Origin of the sequence: Parasphingopyxis sp. (assembly GCF_052168275.1) — a bacterium.
Lineage (GTDB): Bacteria > Pseudomonadota > Alphaproteobacteria > Sphingomonadales > Sphingomonadaceae > Parasphingopyxis.
Genome location: NZ_JBQLZM010000023.1, coordinates 1 through 14,603, shown reverse-complemented (window position 1 = coordinate 14,603; position 14,603 = coordinate 1). Strand labels below are relative to the sequence as shown.

13 protein-coding genes and 1 pseudogene are annotated in these 14,603 nt (G+C 64.8%); 7 read left to right on the top strand and 7 right to left on the bottom strand.

The genetic code is table 11. From position 1 onward, the window contains the following. The coding region (locus ACTS1X_RS02165; protein ID WP_442612745.1) for an acyltransferase family protein at positions 1-727 on the top strand (727 nt) is incomplete at its 5' end. Here ACTS1X_RS02165 and ACTS1X_RS02160 read toward each other — a convergent pair. After that, positions 728-1,288 carry a type 1 glutamine amidotransferase domain-containing protein gene (locus ACTS1X_RS02160; RefSeq protein WP_442612744.1) on the bottom strand — a complete coding sequence of 187 codons (561 nt, stop codon included), beginning with the start codon at positions 1,286-1,288 and terminating at the stop codon, positions 728-730. Between the two features lie 129 nt (positions 1,289-1,417). On the opposite strand from ACTS1X_RS02160, the pseudogene ACTS1X_RS02155 reads away from it, so the two are divergent. Together ACTS1X_RS02155 and ACTS1X_RS02150 are read left to right on the top strand one after the other, a co-directional pair. Further along, a pseudogene (locus ACTS1X_RS02155) lies at positions 1,418-2,395 on the top strand (DNA topoisomerase IB). Positions 2,396-2,422: 27 nt separating this feature from the next. After that, positions 2,423-3,592 carry a mechanosensitive ion channel family protein gene (locus ACTS1X_RS02150; RefSeq protein WP_442612743.1) on the top strand — a complete coding sequence of 390 codons (1,170 nt, stop codon included), beginning with the start codon at positions 2,423-2,425 and terminating at the stop codon, positions 3,590-3,592. An 11-nt stretch (positions 3,593-3,603) separates the two neighbouring features. Here ACTS1X_RS02150 and ACTS1X_RS02145 read toward each other — a convergent pair whose 3' ends face one another. Beyond that, positions 3,604-6,576 carry an L-glutamate gamma-semialdehyde dehydrogenase gene (locus tag ACTS1X_RS02145; RefSeq protein WP_442612746.1) on the bottom strand — a complete coding sequence of 991 codons (2,973 nt, stop codon included), beginning with the start codon at positions 6,574-6,576 and terminating at the stop codon, positions 3,604-3,606. Between the two features lie 142 nt (positions 6,577-6,718). Here ACTS1X_RS02145 and ACTS1X_RS02140 point away from each other — a divergent pair, with 142 nt between their 5' ends. The 3 genes from ACTS1X_RS02140 to ACTS1X_RS02130 are packed head-to-tail and all read left to right on the top strand — an operon-like array spanning position 6,719 to position 8,925. Beyond that, positions 6,719-7,177, top strand: a complete 459-nt coding sequence (locus tag ACTS1X_RS02140) for a MaoC family dehydratase (RefSeq protein WP_442612742.1) — start codon at positions 6,719-6,721, stop codon at positions 7,175-7,177. Then, positions 7,174-7,716, top strand: a complete 543-nt coding sequence (locus ACTS1X_RS02135; protein ID WP_442612741.1) for a carboxymuconolactone decarboxylase family protein — start codon at positions 7,174-7,176, stop codon at positions 7,714-7,716. Before ACTS1X_RS02140 ends, ACTS1X_RS02135 begins: the two co-directional genes overlap by 4 nt. Positions 7,717-7,746: 30 nt before the next feature. Then, the gene (locus tag ACTS1X_RS02130; protein ID WP_442612740.1) at positions 7,747-8,925 is read left to right on the top strand and encodes an acetyl-CoA C-acyltransferase; all 1,179 of its coding nucleotides are present in this window, start codon (positions 7,747-7,749) and stop codon (positions 8,923-8,925) included. A 142-nt stretch (positions 8,926-9,067) separates the two neighbouring features. Here the strand turns inward: ACTS1X_RS02130 and ACTS1X_RS02125 are convergent, their stop codons facing one another. Beyond that, positions 9,068-10,285, bottom strand: a complete 1,218-nt coding sequence (locus tag ACTS1X_RS02125) for a polyhydroxyalkanoate depolymerase (protein WP_442612739.1) — start codon at positions 10,283-10,285, stop codon at positions 9,068-9,070. Between the two features lie 131 nt (positions 10,286-10,416). On the opposite strand from ACTS1X_RS02125, the gene ACTS1X_RS02120 reads away from it, so the two are divergent. Then, positions 10,417-12,192, top strand: coding sequence for an ABC transporter transmembrane domain-containing protein (locus ACTS1X_RS02120; protein WP_442612738.1), 1,776 nt, complete (start codon positions 10,417-10,419; stop codon positions 12,190-12,192). Between the two features lie 212 nt (positions 12,193-12,404). On the opposite strand, the gene ACTS1X_RS02115 is transcribed toward ACTS1X_RS02120, so the two are convergent. The 4 genes from ACTS1X_RS02115 to ACTS1X_RS02100 all read right to left on the bottom strand — a co-directional run. Continuing rightward, positions 12,405-12,839 (bottom strand): ExbD/TolR family protein, encoded by a 435-nt coding sequence (locus tag ACTS1X_RS02115; RefSeq protein WP_442612737.1) that lies wholly within the window; start codon positions 12,837-12,839, stop codon positions 12,405-12,407. 27 nt (positions 12,840-12,866) lie between these two features. Continuing rightward, the gene (locus tag ACTS1X_RS02110) at positions 12,867-13,361 is read right to left on the bottom strand and encodes an ExbD/TolR family protein (RefSeq protein ID WP_442612736.1); all 495 of its coding nucleotides are present in this window, start codon (positions 13,359-13,361) and stop codon (positions 12,867-12,869) included. A 96-nt stretch (positions 13,362-13,457) separates the two neighbouring features. Beyond that, positions 13,458-14,225, bottom strand: a complete 768-nt coding sequence (locus ACTS1X_RS02105; protein WP_442612735.1) for a MotA/TolQ/ExbB proton channel family protein — start codon at positions 14,223-14,225, stop codon at positions 13,458-13,460. A gap of 70 nt (positions 14,226-14,295) precedes the next feature. Next, the coding region (locus ACTS1X_RS02100) for an energy transducer TonB (protein WP_442612734.1) at positions 14,296-14,603 on the bottom strand (308 nt) is incomplete at its 5' end.

Here is a 14,603-nt window from a genome sequence, read left to right as displayed (position 1 = left end):
GCTCCACCTGCTGCTGATCCAGAACTGGGGCTTCACCAATGCGCTGAGCTGGAACGATCCGGCCTGGTCGATCAGCGTCGAGATGGCCGCCTATCTGTTGTTTCCGCTGATCGCGCTCGGCACCGACTGGCGCGCCCTGTCGACCCCGGTGCTGATCGCGCTGATCGGGTTGCTGGCGCTCGCGCTGCACGCCTTTTTCGTCGCGATGGACGCGCCGATCCTCGACAGCGGCATTCCGCGAACCGGGCTCGTCCGCTGCCTCGTCCAGTTCACGATCGGAACGATCCTGTGCGCGCTCTGGCTGCGCTGGAGCGAGCGCCCGGCCGGCATGGCGGCGCTCGCGCTGGCCTGCGGCGCCGTGCCCGGGGGGCTGGCGCTCGCCGGTCTGGTGCCGGAAACGATCGCCGTCCCGCTCGCCTTTTCGGGCCTGCTTCTCGCCGCCGCGCTGACCGCGAACCGCGCGCGCAATCCGCTGGCCGCGGGGCCGCTGCATTATCTGGGTGAGATCAGCTATGCGACCTATCTCGCCCATTTCCTGCTGTTCGTTCTGTTCAAGCTGTTGTTCGTGGACGATAGCGGCCAGATCGGCGTGGCGGGCCTTGCCGGTTTCCTCGCGCTGACGCTGATCGCCTCGATCCTGTTGTATCATGCGATCGAACGGCCGGCCCAGCGGGCGCTGAACCGGCGGTTCGATCTTCTGCTCGGGCGAAAGGCCCAGACGGCCTGATCAGGCGGCGACCGATTCGCCGACATTTTCGACGGCCTCGATCAACGCCTGGGTGAAGGCCGGGATATCGTCCGGATTGCGGCTCGTGATGATATTGCCGTCCACGGCCACTTCCCGGTCGACGACATTGGCGCCGGCGTTGCGCAGGTCGGTCCGGAGCGACGGCCAGCTCGTCGCCGTCCTGCCGCGCAGGAGACCGGCTTCGATCAGAAGCCAGGGCGCGTGGCAGATGGCGGCGATCGGCTTGCCCTGATCGGCAAATTCCCGGATGAGCCGGATCGCATCCGCCTCCATCCGCAGATTGTCCGGATTGCGCTGTCCGCCCGGAAGCAGAAGCGCATCGAAATCGGCGGCCACGGGCTTGTCGAGCGTCGTGTTGGGCTGGATCCGGCCCTTGATCTCGCCGCCCGACTCCCCGGCGATCGGCTCGAGACCCGGCGCGGCGACCGTCACCCGCGCGCCTTTTTCGATCAGCGTGTCGCGCGGCCCGGTGAGTTCGGAGAACTCGAACCCGTCGCTGGCGAGAACGAGAATGCTGGCTTGGTCGATCGGTTTGGCCATCGGAAATCTCCTTTCGAATTGTGATCGGACTATCAACCGGCATCCCACTGTAATTGTTCCGGAACAGGCCGCGCCGCTCCGCGTTGGAACAGGGATCGGCGCGCGTCGCCGTCCCCCGAAGGAAACGAGATGTCGAAAATAGTCTATGTCGACGACGACCTGCCCGGCATCGCGCGGCGCGGACATGGCAAGGGATGGAGCTACACCGCGCCGGACGGCTCGAAGATCGCGGACCGGACGGAGATCGACCGGCTGAACGGGCTGGGCGTCCCGCCCGCCTGGCGCGACGTGTGGCTGTGCCCGTCGCCGCACGGCCATATCCAGGCGACCGGCTATGACGAAAAGGGCCGCAAGTAGTATCGCTATCACACGGAATTCCGCGCGCGGCGGGAGGCCGAAAAATATGAACGGTGCATCGAGTTCGGGCGCAAGCTGCCGCTGATCCGAGCGCGCGTGGCGGGCGACATGGCGACGACGTCGCTCGAGCGCGATGCGGTGCTGGCGGCGGTGGTCCGCCTGCTCGATCTCGGAAAGGTCCGGATCGGCAATCGCAGCTACATGAAAACGAACAAGAGCTTCGGCGCGACGACGCTTCGCGAACGCCATGTCGAAGTCGGCCGGACCCGGATACAGCTCGAATATCGCGCGAAGTCCGGCAAGCAGCGGCGGCTGACGATCAACGACGGCAGCCTCGCGCGCATCGTCCGCCGATGCCAGGACCTGCCGGGACAGGCGTTGTTCCAGTATATCGACGCCGATGGCGAGCGCCGGCCGATCGGTTCGAGCGATGTGAACGACTATATCCGCGAAGCGATGGGCGGCGATTTCACCGCGAAGCATTTCCGCACATGGGGTGCCAGCGCGCTCGCCTTCGAGGTGCTGGCGGAAGCCGGAAGCGACACCATCACCCTGTCCGACATGCTCGAACCGGTGGCCGCGATGCTCGGCAACACCCCGGCGATCAGCCGGGACTCCTATGTCCATCCCGAGCTTGTCGAACTATGCAAGTCCGGCGCCGCCGATTATTTCGGCAACCTGCGACTGCCCCGCAAGACGAAATATCATTCGCGATACGAGCGCGGACTGATCGCTTTGCTCGACAATTAGGGCCGCGCCGTATTAAGGGCAGACGCCATGAGCGAAGCTGCACCGACGGTGGACGTCGTCCCCGACATCATCGACATGAACGTGACCGAACGGCTCCAGAAACTGTGGAACGACGGCCTCACTTGGGTCGACACGCATACGGCCGAAATCCTGATCAGCCTCGGCGTCGCGGCCGTCATCGTGCTCGTCCTTGTCGGCCTGCGGCGCTACGGCCGGCGCTGGTACGAGCGCAACAGAAGCCTCGAGACATGGCAGTCCGTCGTCGGCCGGACGATGGCGAAGACCCGCACCTGGTTCATGATCGCGCTGGCGCTCGAGATCGTGGCGGTTCTCTCGGACGCTCCCGGTCTCATCGCCCGCTCGGTCGGCGTCCTGTTCTCCATCGCGATGGTGATCCAGTCAGCGATCTGGGCGCGCTCGATCATCCTCGGCTTCATCGAACACCGCACCAAGACCGACGAGAATTCGAGCGAGGCGCTGGGCAGCGCGATGAAGCTGATCCGGGTGCTCGTCACCTTCGGCGTCGTCGCCATCGCCGGCATCGTCGTGCTCGACAATCTGAATGTCGACGTGACCGGCCTCGTCGCCGGCCTCGGCATCGGCGGCATCGCCATCGGTCTCGCCGCGCAGGGCATCTTTTCCGACCTTTTCGCCGCGCTGTCGATCATATTCGACAAGCCGTTCAAGGTCGGCGATTCGATCAACTATGACGGCACCTTCGCGACGGTCGAGCAGATCGGTCTCAAATCGACGCGGCTGCGCTCGGTGAGCGGCGAGGAAGTGATCATTTCGAACACCAATCTCCTCGACAAGGAGATCAAGAATCTGACGCGGCTCAACCGCCGCCGGATCATCCTGAATGTCGGCGTGATCTATCAGACCGATGCCGCCAAGGCGCAGCGCATTCCGGATATCCTGCGCGACATCATCAACGGCCAGGGCCATCGCTTCGTCCGCTCCGGCTTTACCGGCTTCGGCGATTCCAGCCTCGACTATGAAATCCAGTTCGATGTCGAGAGCGCCGATTACGAGGTCGTCTACAATGCCCGTCACGCCGTCGGCGTCGCGATCTTCCAGCGCTTCGCCGACGAGGGCCTCGAATTCGCCTATCCGACCCAGACGACGTTCACCGCCGCACCGAACGGCGAGATGATCCTGCCCTACCCCGAAAGCGGCTGGGGGACATCCGCGGACTGACCTTCCGCCGACTAGACCCCCGATCCGATATCGTCGAGCGACAGCAGGGTGGCGTTTCCGCCGGCGCTGGTGGTGTCGATGGACGTGACGCGTTCGGCGCAGAAGCGAGGGAGGTAATGGGGTCCGCCGGCCTTGGGTCCGGTGCCCGAAAGCCCTTCGCCGCCGAACGGCTGGGAGCCCACGATCGCCCCGATCATCGAGCGGTTGATGTAGAGATTGCCGACATGGGCGCGCGCCTCGACAAGGTCCCCGGCACGGGCGATCCGGCTGTGGAGGCCCATCGTGAGCCCGAAGCCCTTGGCGTTCACGCGGCGGACCGTCTCTTCGAGCTGGCCCGATTTCCATGTCGCGACATGGAGCAGCGGTCCGAACCATTCGGTCGTCAGATCGTCCATGCTGTCCAGCCGGATCAGGGTCGGCGGCACGAACCGGCCCTGTTCGGGGACGTCGAGCGTCTTGATCCAGCGGTCCTCCATCGCCGCGCGATGCGCCATCAGCTTTTCATACGCCGCATCGTCGATGACCGGGCCGATATCGGTCGCCGGGTCCGCCGGATCGCCGACGACCAGCGCGTCCATCGCGCCCGAGAGCATCGCGATCATCGTATCGGCGACTTCCTCCTGGACGAGCAGCAGCCGCAGCGCCGAACAACGCTGCCCGGCCGAGCCGAAGGCGGAGAGCAGCACGTCGGCGACCACCTGTTCGGGGAGCGCCGTCGAATCGACGATCATCGCGTTGACCCCGCCGGTTTCGGCGATCAGCGGCACGATCGGCCGGTCCTCGCCCTCGAGCAGGCTGTGCGCGATCTTCTTTGCCGTGGAGGTCGAGCCGGTGAACGCGACGCCTGCAATCCGCGGATCGCCAGTCAGCGCGGCGCCGACCGCCGGGCCTCCGGGCGCGAGGATCAGCGCGTCCTCGGGCACGCCCGCTTCATGGGCGAGCCGGACGGCTTCGGCGGCGATGCGCGGGGTCTGCGGCGCGGGCTTGGCGATCACCGTGTTGCCGGTCACGAGCGCCGCGGCGACCTGCCCGGTAAAGATGGCGAGCGGGAAGTTCCAAGGCGCGATACAGGTCCATACGCCCCTGCCCTCCATGCGCAGCACATTGCTCTCGCCGGTCGGGCCGGGAAGGTCGAGCGGCTGCAGCTTTTCGACCGCCTCGCCCGCATAATAGCGGCAGAAATCGATCGCCTCGCGGACCTCGGCCAGCGCGTCGGGGATCGTCTTGTTCGCCTCGTGCACGGCCAGCGCCATGAGCTCGCCGCGCCGCTCCTCGAACAGATCGGCCAGGCGGATCAGACAGGCAGCCCGCTCCTCGACCGGCAGCGCCGACCAGGCCGGGAAGGCCCTGCCCGCGCGCTCGATCAGCGGTTCCACGTCCGTCACCGGCTCCGGTTCGGAGCCGATATCGGCGCGCTCGGCGATGCCCTCCTTCACCCGCTTGAGCACGCGCCAGTCCTCGAGATCGAGGCCCTGGCTGTTCGGGCGCTGCGGCATGAACAGGTCCTTGGGCAGCGGGATGCTCGGATGGCGCGTGCCGCCGACCGCTTCGATTTTCCCGACCGGGTCGGCAAGCAGCTGGTCATCGGTCAGCTGTTCGTCGGCCAGCTGGTGGACGAAGCTCGAATTGGCGCCGTTCTCGAGCAGGCGCCGGACGAGATAGGCGAGCAGGTCGCGATGCCCGCCGACCGGCGCATAGATCCGGCAGCGATAGCCCTGATCCCGGACCAGCCGTTCGAACAGCCCCTCGCCCATGCCGTGTAGCCGCTGGAATTCGAACGCGTCCTTGTCGTCCGCCCATGCGATGATGGTTGCCGCGGTCAGCGCGTTATGGGTCGCGAAGGCCGGGCGGATGGCCCTGGCTTCGAGCATGTCCTTGGCGCAGGCCAGATAGCAGACATCGGTCGCCGCCTTGCGCGTGAACAGCGGATAATCCTCGAGCCCCATTTCCTGGGCGTGCTTGATCTCGCTGTCCCAATAGGCGCCCTTGACGAGCCGCACGGGCATCAGGCGCCCGGTCCGGCTGGCCAGCGCCTCGGCCCAGCCGATCGTCCGCTGGGCGCGCTTGCCATAGGCCTGGATCGCCATGCCGAACCCATCCCAGCCCTTGAGCGCCGGAAGCTCCGCCACGGCCTCGATTATGTCGAAGCTCATCTCGAGCCGCTCGGATTCCTCGGCGTCCACGGTCAGCCCGATATCGTGCTTCGCGGCCGCTTCGGCCAGCGCCTCCAGCATCTCGGTCAGCGCCGGGACGCAGCGGCCCCATTGCGCGACCTCGTAGCGCGGATGCAGCGCCGAGAGCTTGACCGAAATCGAGTGATTGTCCTCCGGCGTTCCCGCGCCCCGCGCCTTGCCGACCGCCTCGATCGCGCGGAGATAGGCGTCGAAATAGCGGTCTGCGTCCGGAAAGGTGCGCGCCGCCTCGCCGAGCATGTCGAAGCTCGCCGTAAAACCCCGATTCTCGGGCTTCTTCATCCGCCGGATCGCCTCGTCGATCGTCCGGCCCATCACGAAGATCTCGCCCATCATCCGCATCGCCGCGCCGACCGCCTGGCGGACGAACGGTTCGCCCGAGCGCGAGATCAGACGTTTCAGCGCATTGGCCTGTTCCTGCTGACCGACCAGCGCGCGGCCGATGACCAGCCCCCAGGTCGCCGAATTGACGAGCTGCGAATGCGAGCGGCCCGCATGCGAGCGCCAGTCGCCGTCGCCCAGCTTGTCCGAAATGAGGCTGTCCGCGGTCTCGGGATCGGGGACCCGCAGAAAGGCTTCCGCCAGGCTGAGCAACGCCACGCCTTCGGAACTGTTGAGCCGATACTCCTGGAGGAACTGGTTGACCCAGCCGGTGCGCTGGCCCTCGCGCAGGTCGGCGAGCAGCTCCAGCGCCACGGCCTCCACGCGCGCCCGCTCCTCCGCGCCGAGTCGCGCGCGTTCGATCAGCGGCGCCAGCACTTCCGGCTCGGGCGCGCGATGCACCTCCTCCATGCGCAGCCATGCGGCTGACGTAGCGGAATCCGGATCATACATCTGACTGGGCATGGACGGGCCTTGCGGTTCGAGGAATTGGCTTCCACTATGGCCGGGAAGCCGGCGCTATTTAGCAGATTATTACAAAGAGGAAACGCATATGAGCACCGTCAGCATTGACGAAATGATGAACATGGTCGGGCAGAATCTCGGCACGTCCGAATGGATCACGGTCGACCAGGACATGATCAACAAATTCGCCGACGCGACCGGCGATCACCAGTTCATCCACGTCAATGAAGAAGCCGCCAAGATGACGCCGTTCGGCACGACGATCGCGCACGGCTTCCTGACGCTCTCGCTCTTTCCGGTCTTGATGGCCAAGTCCGATTGCCCACGCCCCGAGGGCGTGAAGATGGGCGTGAATTATGGCGGCAACAAAACGCGTTTCCTGGCTCCGGTAAAGTCCGGCAAGCGCGTGCGCGGCCATTTCAAGCTGCTCGAGCTGATCGAAAAACGCCCGAACCAGTATCAGCAGACGCTGGAATTCACCGTCGAGATCGAAGGCGAGGACAAACCGGCCCTGATCGCCGAATGGATCAGCCAGTTCTTCACATGACGCGCATCGCGCCTCTGGCCCGTCCCTATCCCGAGGCGCTCGCCCCTGCTCTCGATGCGCTGACGCCCGAAGGCGGCGAGGCGCCGATGCTGTTCCGCATCATCGGCACGTCCGAACGCGCGTGGCAGAAGTTCGCCGGCGGCTCCCTGCTCGACAGGGGACCGCTGCCGATGCGCGAACGCGAACTGGTGATCTTCCGGACCGCGGCGCGGATCGGCGCGCACTATGAGTGGGGAATGCACGCCGCGCTTTTCGCCGAACGCTGCGACATCGATGCCGAACAGCTCAAGGCGCTGGCAAAAAAGGACGCGGAATCAGTCGGCTGGTCCGATGCCGAAGCGGCGCTGATCGCGACGGTTGATATCCTGATCGATCGCCGCCATCTCGATAACGAGGAATTTGCGCGGATTTCCGCGCATTTCTCGTCGGAACAGCTGCTCGAGATCGTCCAGCTGGTCGGTTTTTATCAGGGCGTCGCCCTCATCATCGGGACTTTCGATATTCCGCCGGAACCCGGCACACCGCCGATCCCGGCCTGACCATATCCCTCTTCTACAAGGAGTTTCACCATGCGTGACGCAGTTATCGTTTCCACCGCCCGCACCCCGATCGGGAAGGCCTATCGCGGCGCCTTCAACAATACGCAGGGCCCGACGCTCGGCAGCTTTGCGGTCAAGGCGGCGGTCGAGCGCGCCGGTATCGAGGGCGGCGAAGTCGATGACTGCATCATGGGCGCCGCCCTGCAGCAGGGCTCGACCGGCACCAATGTCGCGCGGCAGATCGCCCTGCGCTCGGGCCTGCCCGTCACCGTTTCGGGCATGACCATGGACCGCCAATGTTCGTCGGGCCTGATGACGATCGCAACCGCCGCCAAGCAGGTGATCGTCGACCGCATGGATGTGGTCGTCGCCGGCGGCCTGGAATCGATCTCGCTCGTCCAGACCAAGGAAATGCGCGTCCAGCCCGATCCCGAACTCTTGGCGATGCACAAGGACGTCTACATGCCGATGCTGCAGACCGCCGAAACCGTCGCCAAACGTTACGATATCAGCCGCGAGGCGATGGACGAATATTCTCTGGAATCGCAGAAGCGCACCGCCGCGGCCCAGGAAGCCGGCAAGTTCGACGACGAGATCGTGCCGACGACCACGACCAAGATCGTGGTGAACAAGGAGACCGGCGAAACCAGCCAGGAAGAGGTCACGCTGTCGCAGGACGAGGGCAACCGCCCGTCGACGACGCTCGAAGGGCTGCAGAGCCTCCAGCCGGTCATGGGCCCGGACATGACGATCACCGCGGGCAACGCCTCGCAGCTGTCGGACGGTTCCTCGGCCAGCGTCGTGATGGAAGCCTCGGTCGCCGAGAAGAAGGGCCTGACCCCGCTCGGCCGCTATGTCGGCATGGCGGTCGCCGGCACCGAGCCCGACGAGATGGGCATCGGCCCGGTCTTCGCCATTCCGAAGCTGCTCGAGCGGTTCGACCTCACGATCGACGATATCGGCCTGTGGGAGCTGAACGAAGCCTTCGCCGTGCAGGTCCTCTACTGCCGTGATACGCTGGGCATCCCGAACGAACTGCTCAACGTCAATGGCGGCTCGATCTCGATCGGCCATCCCTATGGCATGACGGGTGCCCGCTGCACCGGCCACGCCCTGATCGAAGGCAAGCGCCGCGGCGCCAAATATGTCGTCGTCACGATGTGCGTCGGCGGCGGCATGGGCGCGGCGGGCCTGTTCGAAGTCCTTTAGAATCTTGAGCCCTCCCCCTTGATGGGGGAGGGTTGGGTGGGGGTGATCCATCGGCTAGCGGCAACGCTACTGCAGGCATCACCCCACTCCTAACCCCTCCCCATCAAGGGGAGGGGAACGCACGTCTCGTTCAAAAACGCGATCAAGCGTGCTCGGCGATCCAGTCCTCGACCACCGGGGCGATCTTTTCGCGCCATTTGCGGCCATGGAAGATGCCGTAATGGCCGACTTCCTTCGCCATGTAATATTTCCTCTTCTTCGCGGGCAGCTCGGATGACAGGCTGAGCGCGGCCCTGGTCTGGCCGAGGCCGGAAATATCGTCGCGCTCGCCCTCGATGGCGAGCATCGCGATATCGGAGATCGCATGCGGATCGATCAGCTGGCCCTTGTGCCGGAACTCGCCCCGCGGAAGCGCATGGGTCTGGAACACCACATCGACCGTTTGCAGGTAGAATTCGGCGGTCATGTCGCAGACCGAGCGATATTCGTCGTAGAATTCCTTGGTCGCGTCCGCGCTGTCGCCATCGCCTTCGACCAGATGCTTGAACATCTCCCAATGGCTGATCATGTGATTGCCGAGATTCATCGACATGAAGCCCGCGAGCTGCAGAAAGCCCGGATACACCTTCCGCCCCGCGCCGGGATAATAGAGCGGCACGGTCGCGATGACATTCTGTTCGAACCAGGCATGGGGGCGCTGCGTCGCCAGCGTGTTGACGGCGGTCGGCGCCTCGCGCGTATCGATCGGCCCGCCCATCATGGTCAGCGTCCGCGGCCGGTCCGGGTGGTCATTCGCCGACATCAGCGCGGCGGCCGCATAGCAGGGCACCGAAGGCTGGCAGACCGCCAGCATGTGGGCGCCCGGCCCGATATGTTCGAGAAATTCGATCAGATAGTCGATATAGCTGTCGAGATCGAAACGGCCGGCCGATAGCGGCACCGTTTTCGCATCGCGCCAGTCGGTGATCCAGACGTCGTGACCGGGCAGCATCCGCGCGACCGTATCGCGGAGCAGCGTCGCATAATGGCCGGACATCGGCGCGACGATCAGCAGCTTGGGCTGGCCCGACACGCCCTCCTTCTCGAAATGCTTGAGCTGGCCGAACGGCTTGCGCGCCTCGATGCCGACCGAAACCGGAACCGTATCGCCGTCGATTTCGACGGACTCGATACCGAACACAGGTTTTCCGCGGGGCGCGGAGGCATGGGAGAAGACATCGAGGGCCGAAGCGACGATCGGGCCCATGCCCATATAGGAAAACGGATTTGCGGGATTCTGGAGCATTTCGGCGCTCCATCCGGCCATCGCGCTGGCGCTGGCCAGCATCGACCGCTGCATCTCGTACATGTTGTAAAGCATCAATTTCCCCGCATCCGCGGCACATGGGCCGCTCTCCAGAATCTTCTAGGCCTGTTTCCCCTTGCGTTGCAATGCAGCAATTCCCGATGTCCCGTGTTGAGCCCCCCGGGCGGCACTGCTAGGCGGACGCCATGACAGACACCGACACCGATACGCCCAGATCCCGCAATCTGGGCAACCTCGCGCTGATCTGGCGGTTCGCCATCCGCTACCCCATGCGGATCGTCGGCGCGGGAATCGCGCTGCTGGTCGCCGCGGCGGCCACGCTCGCCATTCCCGACGGGTTCCGCCGGGTGATCGACCAGGGATTCAGCGGTGCGGGCGGGGATATCTCGCAATATTTCTATTACCTCTTCTTCATCGTCGTCGTCCTGGCGCTGGCGACGGCCGCCCGCTTCTATTTCGTGTCGTGGCTCGGCGAACGGGTGGTCGCCGACCTGCGCGTCGCCGTGCAGCGCAACCTGCTCGCGCTGGACCCCAAATATTTCGAGGAGAACCGCCCCTCCGAGATCGCTTCGCGAATGACGTCCGACACATCGGTGATCGAGATGATCGTCGGCACGACGATTTCGGTGGCGCTGCGCAATATCGTGATGGGCATCGGCGGAATCATCTACCTGCTGACCCTGTCGCCCAAGCTGGCGCTGATGATGCTGCTCGGCATTCCGCTGGCGATCGGACCGATCGTCATCCTCGGGCGCAAGCTGCGCAACGTGTCCCGCCACAGCCAGGACCGGATCGCCGATGTCGGCGCGATGGTCGCCGAAACGCTGGGTGCGATGAAGATCGTCCAGGCGTTCGGACAGGAGCGGCGCGAGGGCGACCGTTTCGATGCCGCGGTCCAGAGCGCCTTCGCCACCGCCCGGCGGCGGATCGTCATCCGCTCGGTCATGACGGCGATCGTCATCACCCTGATTTTCGGCGCGATCACCATGGTGCTCTGGCAGGCGGCGTCCGATGTCATCAACGACCAGATCACCGGCGGCGCGGTCGCGGCGTTCGTATTGACCGGCATGATCGTGGCCGGCGCCTTCGGTGCGTTGACCGAAGTCTATGGCGAGCTGATGCGCGGCGCCGGCGCGGCCGGCCGGCTCAGCGAGCTGCTCCGCGAAGTCCCGGAAATCCGTCCCCCGGCCAATCCGAAAAAGCTGCCCGAACCGGCCCGCGGCGCGTTGCATTTCGACGACGTCACCTTCCGCTATCCCACGCGGCTGGAGACGCCGGCGCTGGAGGATTTCAACCTCGCGGTCGAACCCGGCGAACTCGTCGCCGTGGTCGGTCCGTCGGGAGCCGGCAAGTCGACACTGTTCCAGCTGGCCCAGCGTTTCTACGACCCGCAACAGGGCCGGATCATGCTGGACGGCGTCGACCTGCGCGAGGCCGATCCGGCGGACGTCCGCAACCGGATCGCGATGGTTCCGCAGGATACGGTGATCTTCGCGGCCTCCGCGCGCGACAATCTGCGTTACGGGGACTGGGAAGCGAGCGACGAAGCGCTCTGGGCGGCTGCCGAGGCGGCCAATGCCGCGCAGTTCATCCGCGAACTGCCGGAGGGCCTCGACACCTATCTGGGAGAGGGCGGCGCCCGGTTGTCCGGCGGCCAGCGCCAGAGGCTGGCGATCGCCCGGGCTTTGCTGCGCGACGCTCCGCTCCTGCTGCTCGACGAGGCCACCTCCGCGCTCGACGCCGAGTCCGAACTGCTGGTCCAGCAGGCGCTGGAACGGCTGATGACGGACCGCACGACGATCGTCATCGCCCACCGGCTCGCGACCGTCCGCTCCGCCGACCGGATCATCGTGATGGACGGCGGACGGATCGTCGAACAGGGCGACCATGCGGCACTGACCGGCCAGGGCGGCCTCTACGCCCGCCTCGCCCAGCTGCAGTTCGAAAGCAGCGCCGCCTGACCATCGTTCGGCCATGCGATCTGCGGTCCTGGCTGTCACCGGTTCAAGTCGGGCAGACCGGCAAAGATCGGGCGATGTGCGGCGGGCTTTCGGAGCCGGCCGATTGGAGAACCGGAACGCACTTCCGAACGGCGCGGCGCCGCTAAGGCAAACGCAAAGAAAAGGGCGGGCCGCATGCGGTCCGCCCTCGTCCTATTCGAGAGGTGTTCGCCTCAGAACTGGCGATACTGGTCGTTGCCGATGAAGCCCATATTGGACACCTGGGCACGGCGCGTGATGGCGAGCACCTCGTCCACCGTGTTGTAGCGCGCCTGGGCGTCCGGGAACATGTGCAGCTCGGGCACAGGGTTCATCGTCACCGTGATGTCCAGATACTGGCGCAGCGTCTGCCGGGTCACGGGCTCGCCGTTCCACAGTATCTGGTCGGTCGGCGAGATGTAGACCTCGTTCTTGACCGGATCGATCGCATCCTCCGGCGGATCGCTGTCATCAGAGACCGGCAGGTCGATCTTCACCGCATGGGTCTGGATCGGGATGGTGATGATGAACATGATGAGGAGCACCAACAGGACGTCGATCAGCGGCGTCGTGTTGATGTCGATCATCGGATCGTCGTCGGCGGCAGCAGGTCCTACTTTTCCACCCATGTCATATTACTCCTAAAACCGTCTGCACTAGAGGCGCTGAATGCCGACGCCCGGCGCCGGCTCCGAAATAAAGCCCACGCGCGTGAAACCCGCCTGCTGCATGACGAAGATCGGACCGCCGATGCACCGCCATGGCGTGTTCACGTCGCCACGGATATGTACTTCCGGAAGATCGTCCTCGGTCATATTCTCCGCGCCGCCGAACCGTTCGATTTCGTCCTCAATATGCTGGATCGCACGCGTCAGCATCTCGTTGGACGTCACCCGGCTCATGCCCCAGAATACTTCGCAGGAGCCGTCGTCGGCCGCCCTGATCGACAGAGAGACATTTTCCGGCTTGGTCGTCGTCGGCAGGAGACGGACCGAAGGCAGGTTCACCTCGACCGTCTGGATCACAACGGGCACCGCGATGAGGAAGATGATGAGCAACACGAGCATGACGTCCGTAAGCGGGACGACATTGATCTCCGACATCGCCTCTTCGCCGCCCTCGCCCTCAGAAGGTGCAACATTCATTCCCATGGAATCGATCCTATCCTAAACTCTAACCAAACCGACGCGTTCGCGCCGTGCATTGATGGGGCGGGTGCCGGCGCTCGGCTCCCGCCCCGATACGGATTACGATTTGGTCGCAGGCTTGGCGGCCGTCGTCGTCGCCTTGGCAGCCGGAGCCTTGCCTGCAACCGCAGCCGGAGCCGCCGGCTTAACCTTGCCGTCCGACACGATGTAGCCGTGGATCTGGTTCGAGAACTTCTGCAGTTCTTCGCTGACCGCCTTGTTGCGGCGAACCATCCAGTTATAGGCCATAACCGCGGGAACGGCCACGATCAGACCGAGCGCGGTCATGATCAGCGCTTCGCCGACCGGGCCGGCAACCGTATCGATCGATGCCTGACCGGCCGCGCCGATCTTCACCAGGGCGCGGTAGATACCGACCACCGTACCGAACAGGCCGATAAACGGTGCCGTCGAACCGACCGTGGCGAGAATCGCAAGACCCTCGGTGAGCTTCGAATTGATCGAACCGACCGAACGCTGCAGCGCGTTGACGGTCCATTCATGCGCTTCGACCGGATCGGTCAGCTGGTCATGATGTTCGCGGGCCTGGATGCCGTCTTCGACGATCTGGCGATAGGCACTGTTCTTCTCGAGCTTGGCCGCACCTTCGCGAAGGCTGTTGGCCCGCCAGAAATTCTCGCGGGCGCGCTTGCCCTGTTTGAGAATCTTCTGCTGCTCGAACCATTTGGTGAACAGGATGTACCAGGAGGCAGCCGACATCAGTACCAGGATACCAAAGGTCGCCTGGGCCACGATGCCGCCTTCTTCCAGGGCCGCACGGAGACCATATGGGTTTTCCGCAGGGACTTCAGCTGCTTCAGTAGACATGATTTACATTCCTCTCAAATAAATTGGCTGCATTCGAAACGAACCGAAATTCGTAAAATATGTGAAACCGCTAGTTCGGAATCTCCCAACGGATACTGCTGGAATAGGAGCCGGTCGTCGGGTTGCCGGCCGCATCGAGCGCCGGGCTGAACCGCGCCCTCCGCGTCAGCTGGCGACAGGTTTCGTTATCCAGCCGCGAGAAGCCGGTGGACGACGTAATCGTACAGTTGGTGACGCGTCCGTCGGTGCCAACCGTCAGGCGGAAGCTCGCCGACCCCTGCTCCTCGTTCCGCAACGACGCCGACGGATAGTCGGCGGTCGTGACCCAGCGGCCCGGATTGCCGCGCGGCTGTGCAGCCTGCGCCTGGCTCGGCGGCG